The 14,292-nt window shown below is 70.6% G+C and carries 16 protein-coding genes and 1 pseudogene; 10 read left to right on the top strand and 7 right to left on the bottom strand.

The window, feature by feature from the left end; translation table 11 throughout:
* Positions 1–9: 9 nt before the first annotated feature.
* Positions 10–819 carry a biotin--[acetyl-CoA-carboxylase] ligase gene (locus H976_RS0102410; RefSeq protein ID WP_027860225.1) on the bottom strand — a complete coding sequence of 270 codons (810 nt, stop codon included), beginning with the start codon at positions 817–819 and terminating at the stop codon, positions 10–12.
* Positions 820–867: 48 nt separating this feature from the next.
* Between H976_RS0102410 and H976_RS0102405 the strand changes: the two genes are divergently transcribed.
* From H976_RS0102405 to H976_RS0102395, 3 genes are read left to right on the top strand one after another with little or no spacing between them, the layout of a single operon-like run.
* Positions 868–2,514, top strand: a complete 1,647-nt coding sequence (locus H976_RS0102405; RefSeq protein ID WP_027860224.1) for an acyl-CoA carboxylase subunit beta — start codon at positions 868–870, stop codon at positions 2,512–2,514.
* On the top strand, positions 2,511–2,759 hold the full coding sequence (locus H976_RS0102400) for an acyl-CoA carboxylase subunit epsilon (protein WP_081682602.1): 249 nt from the start codon (positions 2,511–2,513) through the stop codon (positions 2,757–2,759). The genes H976_RS0102405 and H976_RS0102400 overlap by 4 nt, the downstream gene beginning before the upstream one ends.
* Positions 2,760–2,780: 21 nt before the next feature.
* Positions 2,781–3,377 (top strand): nucleoside triphosphate pyrophosphatase, encoded by a 597-nt coding sequence (locus H976_RS0102395; RefSeq protein WP_027860222.1) that lies wholly within the window; start codon positions 2,781–2,783, stop codon positions 3,375–3,377.
* A 63-nt stretch (positions 3,378–3,440) separates the two neighbouring features.
* On the opposite strand, the pseudogene H976_RS30535 reads toward H976_RS0102395, so the two are convergent.
* Positions 3,441–3,860, bottom strand: a pseudogene (locus H976_RS30535) (GtrA family protein); the annotation flags it as partial.
* A gap of 141 nt (positions 3,861–4,001) precedes the next feature.
* Here H976_RS30535 and H976_RS0102385 point away from each other — a divergent pair.
* Genes H976_RS0102385 through rfbA form a run of 3 tightly spaced genes read left to right on the top strand, consistent with a single transcriptional unit; the run spans position 4,002 to position 5,692 of the window.
* Entirely contained in the window at positions 4,002–4,466 is a 465-nt protein-coding gene (locus H976_RS0102385; RefSeq protein WP_027860220.1) for a DUF6325 family protein, read from the top strand.
* A gap of 10 nt (positions 4,467–4,476) precedes the next feature.
* Positions 4,477–4,782 carry an SHOCT domain-containing protein gene (locus tag H976_RS0102380; RefSeq protein WP_027860219.1) on the top strand — a complete coding sequence of 102 codons (306 nt, stop codon included), beginning with the start codon at positions 4,477–4,479 and terminating at the stop codon, positions 4,780–4,782.
* A 37-nt stretch (positions 4,783–4,819) separates the two neighbouring features.
* Entirely contained in the window at positions 4,820–5,692 is an 873-nt protein-coding gene (gene rfbA, locus H976_RS0102375) for a glucose-1-phosphate thymidylyltransferase RfbA (RefSeq protein WP_027860218.1), read from the top strand.
* Here the strand turns inward: rfbA and rfbD are convergent.
* Positions 5,660–6,523: a dTDP-4-dehydrorhamnose reductase gene (rfbD, locus tag H976_RS0102370; RefSeq protein ID WP_027860217.1), complete on the bottom strand. Its 864-nt coding sequence runs from the start codon at positions 6,521–6,523 to the stop codon at positions 5,660–5,662. The two genes, rfbA and rfbD, sit on opposite strands and share 33 nt — an antisense overlap.
* Positions 6,524–6,560: 37 nt before the next feature.
* On the opposite strand from rfbD, the gene rfbC reads away from it, so the two are divergent.
* The gene (gene rfbC, locus H976_RS0102365; protein ID WP_027860216.1) at positions 6,561–7,181 is read left to right on the top strand and encodes a dTDP-4-dehydrorhamnose 3,5-epimerase; all 621 of its coding nucleotides are present in this window, start codon (positions 6,561–6,563) and stop codon (positions 7,179–7,181) included.
* On the opposite strand, the gene rfbB is transcribed toward rfbC, so the two are convergent.
* From rfbB to H976_RS0102350, 3 genes are read right to left on the bottom strand one after another with little or no spacing between them, the layout of a single operon-like run.
* Positions 7,156–8,142: a dTDP-glucose 4,6-dehydratase gene (gene rfbB, locus H976_RS0102360; RefSeq protein ID WP_027860215.1), complete on the bottom strand. Its 987-nt coding sequence runs from the start codon at positions 8,140–8,142 to the stop codon at positions 7,156–7,158. The genes rfbC and rfbB overlap by 26 nt on opposite strands.
* The gene (locus H976_RS0102355) at positions 8,139–9,101 is read right to left on the bottom strand and encodes an NAD-dependent epimerase/dehydratase family protein (protein ID WP_051276017.1); all 963 of its coding nucleotides are present in this window, start codon (positions 9,099–9,101) and stop codon (positions 8,139–8,141) included. The genes rfbB and H976_RS0102355 overlap by 4 nt, the downstream gene beginning before the upstream one ends.
* A complete protein-coding gene (locus tag H976_RS0102350) occupies positions 9,079–10,089 on the bottom strand; it encodes a glycosyltransferase (RefSeq protein WP_027860213.1) in 1,011 nt (336 codons plus the stop codon). The genes H976_RS0102355 and H976_RS0102350 overlap by 23 nt, the downstream gene beginning before the upstream one ends.
* Before the next feature lie 45 nt (positions 10,090–10,134).
* On the opposite strand from H976_RS0102350, the gene H976_RS0102345 reads away from it, so the two are divergent.
* Together H976_RS0102345 and H976_RS0102340 are read left to right on the top strand one after the other, a co-directional pair.
* Positions 10,135–10,989, top strand: a complete 855-nt coding sequence (locus H976_RS0102345) for a glycosyltransferase family A protein (RefSeq protein WP_036223981.1) — start codon at positions 10,135–10,137, stop codon at positions 10,987–10,989.
* 27 nt (positions 10,990–11,016) lie between these two features.
* Positions 11,017–12,024 carry a bifunctional 2-polyprenyl-6-hydroxyphenol methylase/3-demethylubiquinol 3-O-methyltransferase UbiG gene (locus H976_RS0102340; RefSeq protein ID WP_051276015.1) on the top strand — a complete coding sequence of 336 codons (1,008 nt, stop codon included), beginning with the start codon at positions 11,017–11,019 and terminating at the stop codon, positions 12,022–12,024.
* Between the two features lie 6 nt (positions 12,025–12,030).
* On the opposite strand, the gene H976_RS0102335 is transcribed toward H976_RS0102340, so the two are convergent.
* On the bottom strand, positions 12,031–13,197 hold the full coding sequence (locus tag H976_RS0102335) for an acyl-CoA dehydrogenase family protein (protein WP_027860210.1): 1,167 nt from the start codon (positions 13,195–13,197) through the stop codon (positions 12,031–12,033).
* 95 nt (positions 13,198–13,292) lie between these two features.
* On the opposite strand from H976_RS0102335, the gene deoC reads away from it, so the two are divergent.
* Positions 13,293–14,261 carry a deoxyribose-phosphate aldolase gene (deoC, locus tag H976_RS0102330; protein ID WP_027860209.1) on the top strand — a complete coding sequence of 323 codons (969 nt, stop codon included), beginning with the start codon at positions 13,293–13,295 and terminating at the stop codon, positions 14,259–14,261.
* Positions 14,262–14,292: the final 31 nt, after the last annotated feature.

Raw genomic sequence — 14,292 nt, 5'->3', positions numbered from 1 at the left:
GGGTCGCTCTCAGGGGCCTTCCGGACGGACGTGCACGACGTCCCCGGCCCCGAGGTGCTCCTCCCCGGCGGAGGTGCGTACGACGAGCCGACCGGCCTCGTCGACGTCGACCGCCTCGCCGGTCACCTCGCCCCCCGGGACGGCCACCTTCACCTGCTGGCCGGGGGTGGTGCACAGCTCGAGGTACGCCGCCCGCAGGTCGGCGCCCGCGACCCACTCGTCGTAGCGGACCTCGAGCTCCTCGACCAGGGCACCGAGCAGCGCGGACCGGTCGACCGGGCCACCGGTGACGATCGCCAGCGAGGTCGCCTCGGGGACGGGCAGCTCGTCCCGGGACTGGTGGCAGTTGATGCCGATGCCGACCACGGCCGCGGCCGTCCCGTCGTGCTCGATCCGCTCGAGCAGGATCCCGCCGAGCTTGTGGTCGTCGGCGAGCACGTCGTTGGGCCACTTCAGTGCGACCTGGACGCCCGTGACCCGGCGTACGGCAGCGGCGGCAGCGACCCCGGTCAGCAGCGGCAGCCACGGCCAGCGCTCCGGGGGCGCAGCGTCCGGGACCAGCAGGAAGGAGACCGTCAGCGAGCTCCGGGCCGGGGTGACCCACTCGCGACCCAGCCGGCCGCGGCCGGCTGTCTGGTGCTCGGCGGCCAGCACCAGCCCCTCCCGCTCGCCGGACCGGAACCGGTCGCCGACGTCGGCGTTCGTCGAGGCCGACTCGTCGACCACCTCGACCCGCCATCGGCCCGTCGTCCCGGACGTCGTCCCGGACGTTGTCCCGGCTGCCTCGAGGGGTGGGCGGCTGTCCGCGTCGTCGCTCATGCCCACTAGATTGGCGCAGGAACGAACCGATTGCGAGGAGTCCTTCACGTGAGCGCAGCAGCGGGCCATCAGGACACGGGCGGCACTGAGGTCCCCGAGGACATCGACATCCACACGACCGCGGGCAAGCTGGCCGACCTCGACCGTCGTGTCGACGAGGCGGTGCACGCGGGTTCGGCCAAGGCGGTCGAGAAGCAGCACGCCAAGGGCAAGATGACGGCCCGCGAGCGCATCGAGAAGCTGTTCGACGAGGGCTCGTTCGTCGAGCTCGACGAGCTGGCCCGGCACCGCTCCACCGCCTTCGGCCTGGAGAAGAACCGGCCCTACGGCGACGGCGTGATCACCGGCTTCGGCACCATCGACGGTCGCCAGGCCTGTGTGTTCTCCCAGGACTTCACCATCTTCGGCGGCTCACTGGGCGAGGTCTACGGCGAGAAGATCACCAAGGTGATGGACCTCGCCATCAAGACCGGCTGCCCGATCATCGGCATCAACGAGGGCGCCGGCGCCCGCATCCAGGAAGGCGTCGTCTCTCTCGGCCTCTACGGCGAGATCTTCCGGCGCAACGTGCACGCCAGCGGCGTGATCCCGCAGATCAGCCTGATCATGGGCTCCTGCGCCGGCGGGCACGTCTACTCCCCCGCCGTCACCGACTTCACGATCATGGTCGACGGCACCTCCAACATGTTCATCACCGGTCCCGACGTCATCAAGACCGTCACCGGCGAGGACGTCACCATGGAGGAGCTCGGCGGCGCCCGGGCCCACAACACCAAGTCAGGCAACGCCCACTACATGGGCTCCGACGAGGACGACGCGCTGGAGTACACCAAGGCACTGCTGTCCTACCTGCCGCAGAACAACCTCGACGACCCTCCGACGTACGACACTGCGTCGTTTGGAGGGGGGGCGGACCTCGAGATCAGCGAGCTCGACCGGGCACTGGACACCCTCATCCCCGACGGTGCCAACCAGCCCTACGACATGCACACCGTGATCACCTCGGTCCTCGACGACGAAGAGTTCCTCGAGGTGATGGAGCTGTTCGCACCCAACATCGTGGTCGGCTACGGCCGCGTCGAAGGGAAGTCGGTCGGCGTCGTCGCCAACCAGCCGATGCAGTTCGCCGGCACCCTCGACATCGACGCCTCGGAGAAGGCGGCCCGCTTCGTGCGCACCTGCGACGCGTTCAACATCCCGGTGCTCACCTTCGTCGACGTGCCCGGCTTCCTCCCCGGGACCGACCAGGAGTGGAACGGCATCATCCGCCGCGGCGCCAAGCTGATCTACGCCTACGCCGAGGCGACCGTCCCGCTCGTCACGATCATCACCCGCAAGGCCTATGGCGGGGCCTACGACGTGATGGGCTCCAAGCACCTCGGAGCCGACATCAACCTCGCGTGGCCCACCGCCCAGATCGCGGTGATGGGCGCCCAGGGCGCGGCCAACATCGTCTACCGCAAGGAGCTGGCCCAGCTCGACAAGGACGGCGGTGACGTCGAGGAGCGCCGGGCCGAGCTGATCGCGGAGTACGAGGACGCGCTCGCCAACCCCTACATCGCCGCCGAGCGGGGCTACATCGACGCGGTGATCACGCCCCACGAGACGCGCATCGAGGTCGTCCGCGCGCTGCGCCTGCTCGCCTCCAAGCGCGAGACGCTGCCGCCGAAGAAGCACGGGAACATCCCGCTGTGAGCGACCCGGTGAACGACGAGACCCACGACTCCGAGGAGCGGCCCCCGCTGCTGCGCATCGTCAAGGGCGACCCGACCCCGGAAGAGGTCGCGGCGCTCGTGTCGGTCGTCTCCGCGATGGCTGCCGGCGCCGCGGAGGCAGCGGCCAGCGACCACGCCCCGAAGTCCGAGTGGTCGGCCCACCACCGCAAGCTGCGCACCACCCACCGGCACGGTGTCGGGGCGTGGCGCACCAGCGCGCGGTAGACCGATCACTAGGTTGGCCTGATGTCGACCCTCCCGCGCCTGATCCTCGCCTCCGCCTCACCGGCGCGGTTGAAGACCCTGCAGAACGCAGGCCTCTCCCCCGAGGTGATCGTCAGCGGGGTCGACGAGAGCACGGTCCCGATGACCGGTCCGGCCGACTACACGATGAAGCTGGCCCAGCTGAAGGCCGTCGCGGTCGCCGCTGACCAGAAGCGGGCGCTGGTGGTCGGCTGCGACTCGGTCCTCGCGCTGGACGGCGAGGTCCTGGGCAAGCCCGGGACCGACGACGAGGCAGTCGCCCGCTGGAAGCAGATGCGGGGTCGTTCCGGCGTGCTCCACACCGGGCACTGCGTCATCGACACCCACCGCGAGGTGTGGCTGGCACGCTCGGCAGCGACACAGGTGCGCTTCGCGCACGTCACCGACGAGGAGATCGAGGCGTACGTCGCGACCGGCGAGCCCTCAGCGGTCGCGGGGGCCTTCACCATCGACGGACGCGGCGGGGCCTTCGTGTCGGGCGTGACGGGCGACCACCACAACGTCGTGGGCATCAGCCTTCCCCTGCTGCGGCTGATGTTCGAGGAGCTCGGCTTCGTCTGGACCGAGTTCTGGAGCTGACCCGATGACCAGGGTCTCGTGGGCTCCGTGGAACTCCACGGCGTGCCGTGTGAACACGAACCGGCGGAAAGCCCAGAACCGGACCAGCATCGCCAGCACCGCGCCGACCACGTTGGCCGCCACGTTGTCGGCCAGCACGCTCGACCACCCGAACACGTTGCGGGTGATCCACAGGCAGGCCATCGGGATCACGAACGACGCGAAGTTGACGATCGCGTAGTTGACCAGGCCGCCGCCCAGACCGGTGGGGTGACGGTTCTTGAAGGCGTAGTGCCGGCTGCCGTAGAAGCTGATCAGCATGCCGACCGTGTTGGCGACGAAGTAGGTCATCACCGGGTAGTCGTGCAGCGGACCGGGACCGTAGAGCATCGGCAACCCGTGCACGAGCGCGTTGAACAGCAGCACGGCCACCGTGGTCGCGACGACGTTGACGGCCGAGAACTTGATCGCCTCGCCGAAGACGCGACGCGCTCGCGCACCCATGGCCTGCACGCTATCCCGGCGGTCCCCGCCGAGGGCTCGCGGACTCACTCACACGTATCGGGTGATCCCAGCCCCGGTGGGCGGGGTGAGCCTGAGCGGGCAGGGGGCGAACCCCCTGCCCGAGGCGAAAGATGTGGTGACATGAGCGACACCGACGTACACGGCCCGGTGGACTTCGTCCTGCTGGAGTTCCCCGACGACCGGCTCGAGGGTCGCGCAGCCGTTGAGCTGCTCGACCTCGTCAACCGCGGCATCATCGCGGTCTTCGACCTGCTGGTCGTCGGCAAGACCGACGACGGCGAGACCTACGGCGTGGAGATGACCGGCGGGGACGACCGGCTCGGCGGCTTCGCGGAGTTCGGCGGCGCGAGGTCTGGTCTGCTGACCGAGGACGACATGCGCGAGGCGGCCTCGGTCCTGGAGCCGGGACGCCTGGCGGCGCTCATCGTCTACGAGAACACCTGGGCGGTGCCGTTCGTGGCGGCCGCGCGCGAGGCGGGCGGCGAGCTCGTCGCCGGCGCGCGGATCCCGGCCCAGGACGTGATGGATGCACTGGACGCACTCGAGGCCCTCGAGGGTTCCGAGTCCATGGAAACGATGAGCTGAGGAGACAGAGATGCCCGGACTACTGCGTGGAGTGGCGCGCACCGCGGTCATAGCAGGAACCGCGTCGGCCGTGAACGGCCGCGTACAACGCCGACAGGCGAACAAGTTCGCCGAGCAGGACGCCCAGACCTATGCCAAGCAGCAGGAGGCCTACGAGCAGCAGTATGCGCCACCGCCGCAGGCACCGCCCCCGCCTCCCCAGGGCTCAGGGGGCGACATGCTCGAGCAGCTGAAGACCCTCGGGGAGCTGAAGGCGGCGGGCGTGCTGACCGAGGAGGAGTTCGCGGCCCAGAAGGCGAAGATCCTGGCTCGGTGATCAGGCTCCGTCGTACGCCGGCTGGCATGATCGGCCCATGCGTGGGCTGATCCTGGCCGGGGGAACCGGTTCGCGACTGCATCCGGTGACCCTCGGCACCAGCAAGCAGCTGGTGCCGGTCTACGACAAGCCGATGATCTACTACCCGCTCAGCACCCTGATGCTGGCCGGCATCCGCGACATCCTGGTCATCACCACACCCCACGAAGCCGCGGGTTTCCAACGCCTGCTCGGCGACGGCTCGGCGTTCGGGATCTCGCTGGCGTACGCCGAGCAGGCCTCCCCGGACGGGCTGGCCCAGGCGTTCACGATCGGTGCGGACTTCATCGCCGGTCAGTCGTCCGCGCTGGTGCTCGGCGACAACCTCTTCTACGGGCCGGGGTTCGGCCGCAAGCTCGCGCGCTTCGGTGACATCGAGGGGGCGACCGTGTTCGCCTACTGGGTCTCCCGGCCCAGTGCCTACGGGGTGGTCGAGTTCGACGCCGAGGGCACCGCGATCTCGCTGGAGGAGAAGCCGGAACGCCCGCGCAGCAGCTACGCGGTCCCGGGCCTCTACTTCTACGACGCCGACGTCGTGGAGATCGCGCGCGGCCTCGAGCCGTCGGCCAGGGGCGAGTACGAGATCACCGACATCAACCGGCACTACCTCGACCGCGGCCGGCTCCAGGTCGAGGTGCTCGAGCGCGGCACCGCCTGGCTGGACACCGGCACCTTCGACTCGCTGCACGACGCCAGCAACTTCATCCGCACCATCGAGCACCGGCAGGGGCTCAAGATCGGCGCGCCGGAAGAGGTCGCCTGGCGACAGGGTTGGCTCACCGACGACGAGCTCCGCCGGCGCGCCGAACCGTTGCTGAAGTCGGGGTACGGCGCCTATCTACTCGGCCTGGTCGACCCCGAGCACCTCTGACGCGGCGACCGTCCACCGGTCCTGCCACGGCCCGATGGGGTCGATGCCGTGCTCGCGGAGCCGGTCGTGGCCGAGCACCGAGTACGCCGGCCGGGCCGCCGGGCGGGGGAACGCCGTCGAGTCGGTCGGCCTGACGATGTCCGGTGAGAGTCCGGCAGCGGCCACCACCTCGCGAGCGAAGCCGAACCAGCTCGTCTCGCCGCCGGAGGTCGCGTGCCAGATGCCCGTCGGTGCGTCCGCCTGGACGAGCCGCACCACAAGGTCAGCGACGTCCTTGGTCCACGTCGGCTGGCCGACCTGGTCCTCGACGACGTCGACCGTGCCTCTCTCGCGGGCGAGACGGGCGATGGTACGCGGGAAGCAGGAGCCGTGGGCGCCGTACAGCCAGGCGGTGCGGACGACCAGGTGTCGCTCCGGCGCCACCATCCGCAGAGAGAGCTCTCCGGCCGCCTTGGTCCGGCCGTACACCGTTCGCGGTCGCACCGGCGCGTCCTCGTCGTACGGCGACCGGGCCTCGCCGTCGAAGACGTAGTCGGTGCTCACCTGCACCGGGAGCGCCCCGGCGTCGTGGGCCAGGCGGGCGAGCCGGGCCGCCCCGACCTCGTTGACGGCGATCGCCTCGGCCAGGTGCGACTCGGCAAGGTCGACGTCGGTCCAGGCAGCGCAGTTGACCACGACGTCGTGCCCGGCCACCGCCCGGGCGACCGCGGCCTCGTCGGTCAGGTCGAGGTCGTGGCGACCGGCCGCGGTGTGCTCGATGCCGCGCTCGGTCAACGTCGCGCAGACGTCGGTGCCGAGCATGCCCTGCGCACCGGTCACCAGCCATGTCACAGGCCGGAGCCTAGTGCGACTCGGTTAGCCTGCTCCCGTGTTGGTCCGCGAGCTCTCCGTCCCCGGCGCGCTCGAGTTCACACCGGTCCAGTACGATGACGACCGCGGGGTCTTCCTGGAGTGGTTCCGTGAGGACGAGTTCAGCAAGGCCACCGGGCACTCGCTGCACCTGGCCCAGGCCAACTGCTCGGTCTCGCGGGCCGGCACGCTGCGCGGCATCCACTTCGCCGAGCTGCCACCGAGCCAGGCCAAGCTGGTCACCTGCGTGCACGGTGCGGCCCTCGACGTGGTCGTCGACCTGCGCGTCGGCTCGCCGACCTTCGGTCGTTGGGACGCCGTCACGCTCGACGACGACGACCGGCGCGCCGTCTACCTCCCCGTGGGCGTCGGGCACGCGTTCATGGCGCTGGCCGACGAGACGGTCGTGAACTACCTGTGCTCGGAGCCCTACTCCCCCGGTCGTGAGCACGCCATCCATCCGCTCGACCCGGCGATCGGCATCGAGTGGCCGGCCACCGCCCGGGACGGCACGGACCTCTCGCCCCTGCTGTCGCCCAAGGACGACGCCGCCCCCACGCTCGCCGAGGTCCGGGCGCGCGGCGTGCTGGCGTCCTACGAGAGCTGCCTCGCCTTCAGCCGAGGTGAGCTCGCGCCTTGAGCGGCTCCCACCAGGCGCGGTTCTCGCGGTACCACCGAACGGTCTCCGCCAGTCCGGCGGTGAAGGGCACCTGCGGCTGGTAGCCGAGCTCGGTGCGGATCTTGGTGTCGTCGACCGAGTAGCGCAGGTCGTGGCCCAGTCGGTCGGTGACGTTGCGGACCCGGTCCCAGCCGGTGCCGGTCGCCTCGAGCAGCAGGCCGGTGAGCTCCTTGTTGCTCAGCTCGGTGCCGCCGCCGATGTTGTAGACCTCGCCCGGCCGTCCGCCGTGCAGCACGAGATGGATCGCCCGGCAGTGGTCGTCGACGTGCAGCCAGTCGCGGACGTTGGCACCCTCGCCGTACAGCGGTACCTCGGCGCCGTCGACGAGGTTGGTGACGAACAGCGGGATCACCTTCTCGGGGAACTGGTAGGGCCCGTAGTTGTTGGAGCACCGCGTGATCGACACCGGCAGTCCATGCGTGCGGTGGTAGGCCCGGGCCAGCAGGTCACTGGACGCCTTCGACGCGGAGTACGGCGAGTTGGGCTCGAGCGGCTGCTCCTCGTCCCAGCTGCCCTCCGCGATCGAGCCGTAGACCTCGTCGGTGGAGACGTGCACGAACCGGTCGAGGCCCGTCTGGAGTGCCGACGCGAGCAGCGTCTGGGTGCCGACCACGTTGGTCATCACGAAGTCGGCCGCACCCAGGATCGACCGGTCCACGTGGCTCTCGGCGGCGAAGTGCACGACGGCGTCGGTCTCGGCCATCAGGGTGTCCACCTGCGGCCGGTCGAGGATGTCACCCTCGACGACGCGCAGTCGCTCGTCGGACAGCACCGGAGCAAGGTTCTCGATGTTGCCGGCGTAGGTGAACTTGTCGAGCACCACCACCTGCTCGGGAACCGGTCCGCCCCAGGCGCCGGTGAGCACGCTGCGCACGTAGTGGCTGCCGATGAACCCGGCACCCCCGGTGACCAGGAGTCTCATGTGGGCCATCGTGGCAGCACCGGCACGATCTGGCTGCCCGTCGACCGCAGCGTCGCCGCGATCCCTGCACTCAGCGGTGTCCGGGCGAGGGCCGACGTGTGCGGCCAGGCCACCGACCGCAGCCTCAGGTCGCGCACCTGGAACCCCGACTGCGGACTGGTGCCCAGCACGATCGGCGGCCTGCGGCGGGTGATCCGGTGGAGGTCGCCGAGGACGGCGCCGACCGTCGTCGAGCGTTCGCTGGCGATCACCTTCAGCGCCCGCACTCCGTGGTCGGTGACCTGGCCGGTCGCCGCGACCACCATGGCGGCCGCGTCGTCGACGAAGAGGTAGTCGCGCCTGGTGTCCAGAGAGACGTAGACACTGATCGGCTGCCGGCTCAGCTGCGCCCGACAGAGCGCCGAGACCAGCCCTTGCGGTTTGGACAGATCCTGGCCCGGACCGTAGAGGTTCGCGAGCCGGCCGACGAGCAGGGCGGTGCCGGTGCGCTGGGCGAACTCGGTGGCGATGACCTCGGTCCGCAGCTTGGCGTGGCCGTACGGCGAGAGGGGAGCCGGCTCGGTGTGCTCGGTGAACGGCCCACCTCTCGCGCCGGCGTACACCCCGCCGGCCGAGGAGGCCAGGAAGAACCCGTGCCGGTGCCGACCATCGGGCTGCCAGCGCTCGAGGAACTGCTCGAGGATCGCCATCTCGACCGCGAGGTCCTCCTCGGAGGTCGCGACCACCCCGGCCCCGGCGCACCAGTAGACCTCGAGGGCACCGGCCAGCCCCTCGACGGCGGCCAGCAGCGCGGTCACCGCGTTGTCGCGGTCCTCCCACGGGACGATGGTCGTGCGCGGCTCGCGACCCAGCGCCCGGAGGCGTCGGCAGACGGCACTGCCGAGCAGCCCACCGCCACCGATCACCCAGGCGGTGCGGGCCTGGTCAGGGTGGGGGTCAGGGCCTGGGTCGACGTCCAAGGGGTCCCTCCGCAGGATCCTGGGTGATCAGGTACAGCGGCTTGCCCATGGCCATGTTGACGGCGACTCCGACGTACTCCGCGATCACGCCCAGCGAGAACAGGATCGCGCCGGTGCAGATCAGGGTGACGACGGCGAGCGAGGTCCAGCCGGCGACCGGCGCGGGGTGGACCAGCTGACGGATGACGATGAACACCGCCAGCAGGAAGCCCAGCACGGCGAACGCGATGCCGAGGCCGCTGACGAGCCGGAGCCCGCGGGTGCCGCCGGTCAGCACCATCCGCCAGAAGTGCGACAGCAGCGTGCGCGTGGAGTAGCCGGAGCGGCGCCCCTCCCCCTCGGCGCGCGACACGACCGGCGCGGTGGCCGGTGGTCCGGCGACCCAGCCGAGGGCGATGTCGAGGTAGACCCCGGAGCCGGCGTACGCCGCGACGCTGCGCCCCACCTCGCCCAGGATCAGCCGGTAGCTGTGGAACACCGAGGTGTCCGCGCCGCCGCTCAGCACGTTGACCACGCGCTTGGCTCCCCGGGAGGCGGCGTTGCGCACAGCACCGTGGGGGGCGCTGTTGGTCGGCCGGGCGTAGACGACGCTGACCTGCTCGGCCAGCGCCACGTCCAGCATCGCGCCGATGTACGCCGGGTCGTGCTGGCCGTCCTCGTCGAGGGTGACGATCCAGTCGCCCCCGGCCGACGCCATCCCGGCCAGGGTGGCCGCGTGCTGGCCGAAGTTGCGGCTCAACCAGATGCCTCGCGCGAAGGCGTGCTCCTGCTCCATCTCCCGGATCACGCGGGCCGAGTCGTCGGGCCCGCAGTCGTGCACGAGCAGCACCTCGGCCACCCGGAACGGCGCCCCCGCGGGCGAGACGGTGGACCGGTTCAGCGCCGCCAGCTCGGCCACCACCGAGGGCAGGTGGCGCTCGGCCTGGTAGACCGGGATCACCACCGAGACGAGGTGCTCGCCACCCGGTGGCGCGACGTCGGCTGGCACGGGCCCGACTATATTCACCGGCGTCTCGTCAGGGAGGGTTCGCGCATGGTCACTGCACCTCCACGCGTGTCGGTGGTGGTGCCGTCGTACCAGAACGGGGCCTACATCGAGGCGACCATCCGCTCGGTCCTCGCCCAGACCTTCACCGACTTCGAGCTGGTCGTCGCCGACCACGGCTCCTCGGACCGGACGTGGGAGCTTCTCCAGCAGTTCACCGGCGACGAGCGGGTCCGGCTGCTCACCACCGAGCCCGGCGGTGGTGCCGAGCGCAACTGGAACCGGGTGACCGAGCAGGCGCGCGGCGAGCTGGTCAAGCTGGTGTGCGGCGACGACCTGCTCGAGCCCAGTGCCCTGGAGCGCCAGGTCGCAGCCTTCGACGCCCATGACGAGGGCGTCGTGCTGGTGGCCTCGAAGCGTGACCTCATCGACGCGTCCGGACGACACGTGCTGCGCAACCTCGGTCTCGGGGGTCTGCCCACCGGTCGGGTGCCCGGGCCGAGCGCCGTACGGCGGACCGTGCTCCGCGGAGCGAACGTCTTCGGCGAGCCGGCCTGCGTGCTCATGCGCCGAGCAGTGCTGGAGCGGGCCGGCGGGTGGAGCGGGAGCCCCGGCTTCGTGATCGACCAGTCGACGTACTGCCGGGTGCTGCTGCACGGCGACCTCGTCACCACGCCGGAGTCGCTCGCCTCGTTCCGGATCAGCGCCACCCAGTGGAGCGTCCGGCTGGCCGGGGAGCAGGCGCGCTCGGTGGCCGAGCTGCATCGCCAGCTCGCCCAGCTCGCCCCCGGACTGCTCAGCTCCCGAGACGTCGCCGTCGGCAACGCCATGGCCGCTGTGCGGGCCGCCCAGCGCCGGCTGGTCTACCTGTACCTTCGCAGGCGGATGTCGCCCGACAGCTGACCGACCGCCACCCCGGAAGGCCCCACCATGGCCCTCGCCCCGCGCCCGTGCCCCGCGTGCGCCTCGCGGACCACACCCGCCGGCTGCGAGCTGCCGGAGATGATGTTCGGGCTGGGCGAGCGCTTCGACTACCTGACCTGCGCCGACTGCGCATCACTGTTCATCCGCGAGGTTCCCGACGACCTCGCGGCCTACTACTCGGCGCCGTATTACTCGCTCGAGGTCGACCCCGAGGTGGTCCTCGGCCGACCGGGAGTCAAGCAGCTGGTGGCGCTGCTCGGCCGGTCCACCCTGTTCGGGTCGGGTCGCGTGTCCCGGACCGCTCGGGTCGTGCCGGTCCGACAGCTGCGCACGCTGGTCACCCTCCTGGAGTCGGTCCGGCTGGCCGGGCTGCCCGGCGGGCGGGACACCCGGGTGCTGGACGTCGGCTGCGGGGCCGGTGCCCTCGTGTTCGCGCTCGGGCTGGCCGGGATGCGGTCCGTGACCGGTGTCGATCCGTTCCTCGCAGCCGACCGGACCCTGTCGACAGGAGCGCCCGTGCTGCGTCGCACCGTCGACGACCTGGACGGATCCTTCGACCTGGTGATGCTGCACCACAGCCTCGAGCACGTGCCGGACCCCGGCGCCACGCTCGAGGCCGTCGCGCGCCGGCTCTCGCCCGACGGCCGGGTGCTGGTGCGGATGCCGACCGTGTCGTCAGCGGCGTACGAGCGCTACGGCCACGACTGGATCCAGCTCGACCCACCGCGGCACCTCACGCTGTTCTCCCGCGCTGGCATGGAGACGCTGGCTCGGTCGACCGGCTTCGCGGTCGAGGCGGTGGCCGACGACTCCAGCAGCTTCCAGTTCTGGGGCAGCGAGCAGGTCAGGCGCGGCACCAGCCTGATGGCGCCTGACTCCCACTTCGTGAACCCGTCCGGCTCCGCCTTCACGCGGGCGCTGCTGCGGGCCTGGGACCGTGAGGCCGACGAGCTCAACCGCGCCGGCCGGGGTGACCAGGCGGCCTGGGTCCTCCGCCCGGTGGCCGCCGGCTGAGGGAGCTCACTCCACCGGCAGGCCGAGGCCGCGCGCGATCAGCATCCGCTGCACCTCGGAGGTGCCCTCGCCGATCTCGAGCACCTTGGCGTCCCGGTAGAAGCGCGCGACGGCGTACTCCTCCATGAAGCCGTAGCCGCCGAAGACCTGGGTGGCGATGCGCGTCGCGGTCACCGCCGACTCGGTGGCGTAGAGCTTGGCGATGGCGGCGGCGTGCTTGAACTCCTTGGCCGGCTTGCCGGCGTCCTTCATCCAGGCGGCCTGGTAGGTCAGCTGCCGGCTGGCGGCGAGCATCACCTCCAGGTCGGCGATCTGGAAGGCGACGCCCTGCTTGCGCCCGATGGGTACGCCGAACGTGGTCCGCTCCCCGGCGTACTGCAGGCTCAGGTCGAGACAGGCCTGGATGCAGCCGACGGCGAGGGCGGCGATCGCGACCCGACCGTCGTCGAGGGTGGCCAGGAACTGGGCGAACCCGCGGCCGCGCTCGCCGAGCAGGTGCGACTCGGGCACGCGCGCGTCGCTGAAGCTGAGCGGGTGGGTGTCCGAGGCGTGCCAGCCGAGCTTGTCGTAGGCCTTCTCGGCGGTGAACCCCTCGGTGCCGCTCGGGACGATGATGGTGGAGATCTCGGCCCGGCCGTCCTCGCGCTCCCCGGTGCGGGCGGTCACCGTCACCAGCGAGGTCATCTCGGACCCGGAGTTGGTGATGAACTGCTTGCTGCCGTTGATGACCCACTCGCCGTCGACGAGCTCGGCCTTGGTCTTGGTCGCCCCGGCGTCAGAACCGGCACCCGGCTCGGTGAGGCCGAAGCCGGCCAGCTTCTGGCCCTCGACGAGGTCGGGCAGCCAGGTGTCCTTCTGCTCGTCGGTGCCGAAGGTGAGGATCGGGTTGATGCCGAGGCCGACGCCGGCCTCCAGGGTGATGCCGAGCGACTGGTCGACGCGGCCGATCTCCTCGATGGCCACGCACAGGCTGGTGAAGTCACCGTCGGCACCGCCGTACTGCTCCGGCGCGGTGAGGCCGAACAGTCCGAGCGAGCCCATCTTCCGGACCACGTCGACCGGGAAGTGGTGGTCGCGGTCCCACTGGGCGGCGTGCGGAGCGATCTCCTTCTCGGCGAAGTCGCGCACCGTACGGCGGAACTGTTCGTGGTCCTCGGACAACTCGAAGCTCATGGGCGCATCCTAGCCCAGATGTTAACGATCGCTAACCCCTCGATGACCCCTCGCTCGGGTTCGCAACTGGGTGGGATGGTCCCTAGAGTGGCTGGGTGACTGTGACGAGCTCAACGGCGAGCTTCTTGGCGGACGCGACCTCGTCCGACGCCGCGCTGCGCCGCTTCCTGCACGGACTCCCGGGTGTCGACCAGGTGGGCGCCGAGCAGCGCGCGGCCGGCCTCGGCACCCGCTCGATCAAGACCTCGGCCAAGGAGTTCGCGATCGACCTGGCCATCCGGATGGTCGACCTCACCACGCTGGAGGGGGCCGACACGCCCGGCAAGGTGCGGGCCCTGTCGACCAAGGCGATGCACCCCGACCCGGCGGACCCGACCTGCCCCTCGACGGCAGCCGTGTGCGTCTACCCGGACATGGTCCCGTTCGCGAAGGAGACGCTGAGTCATGCCGGGGGTACGTCCGGCGTACACATCGCGGCCGTGGCCACCGCCTTCCCCAGTGGACGGGCGGCCCTGGACATCAAGCTGGCGGACGTCCAGGACGCAGTCGAGGCCGGCGCCGACGAGATCGACATGGTGATCGACCGCGGCGCGTTCCTGTCCGGGCGCTACCTGGAGGTCTACGAGGAGATCGTGGCCGTCCGCGAGGCGGTGGGTGACGCACACCTGAAGGTCATCTTCGAGACCGGCGAGCTCCAGACCTACGACAACGTACGACGGGCCAGCTGGCTCGCGATGATGGCCGGCGGCCACTTCATCAAGACCTCGACCGGCAAGATCCAGCCCGCCGCGACGCTGCCCGTGACGCTGGTCATGCTCGAGGCCGTCCGCGACTTCCGCGAGGTCACCGGACAGATGGTCGGCGTGAAGCCGGCTGGCGGCATCCGCTCCTCGAAGGACGCGATCAAGTACCTCGTGATGGTCAACGAGGTCGCCGGCCCCGACTGGCTGGACCCGGACTGGTTCAGGTTCGGTGCCTCCACGCTGCTCAACGACCTGCTGATGCAGCGCACCAAGATGCAGACCGGCCGCTACTCCGGCCCCGACTACTTCACGTTGGACTGATCGCCGTGAGCGAGCGTCAGCGAGTGAACAA

Origin of the sequence: Marmoricola sp. URHB0036, assembly GCF_000426045.1 — a bacterium.
GTDB lineage: Bacteria > Actinomycetota > Actinomycetes > Propionibacteriales > Nocardioidaceae > Marmoricola.
This window is presented reverse-complemented; position numbering and strand designations above follow the sequence as displayed.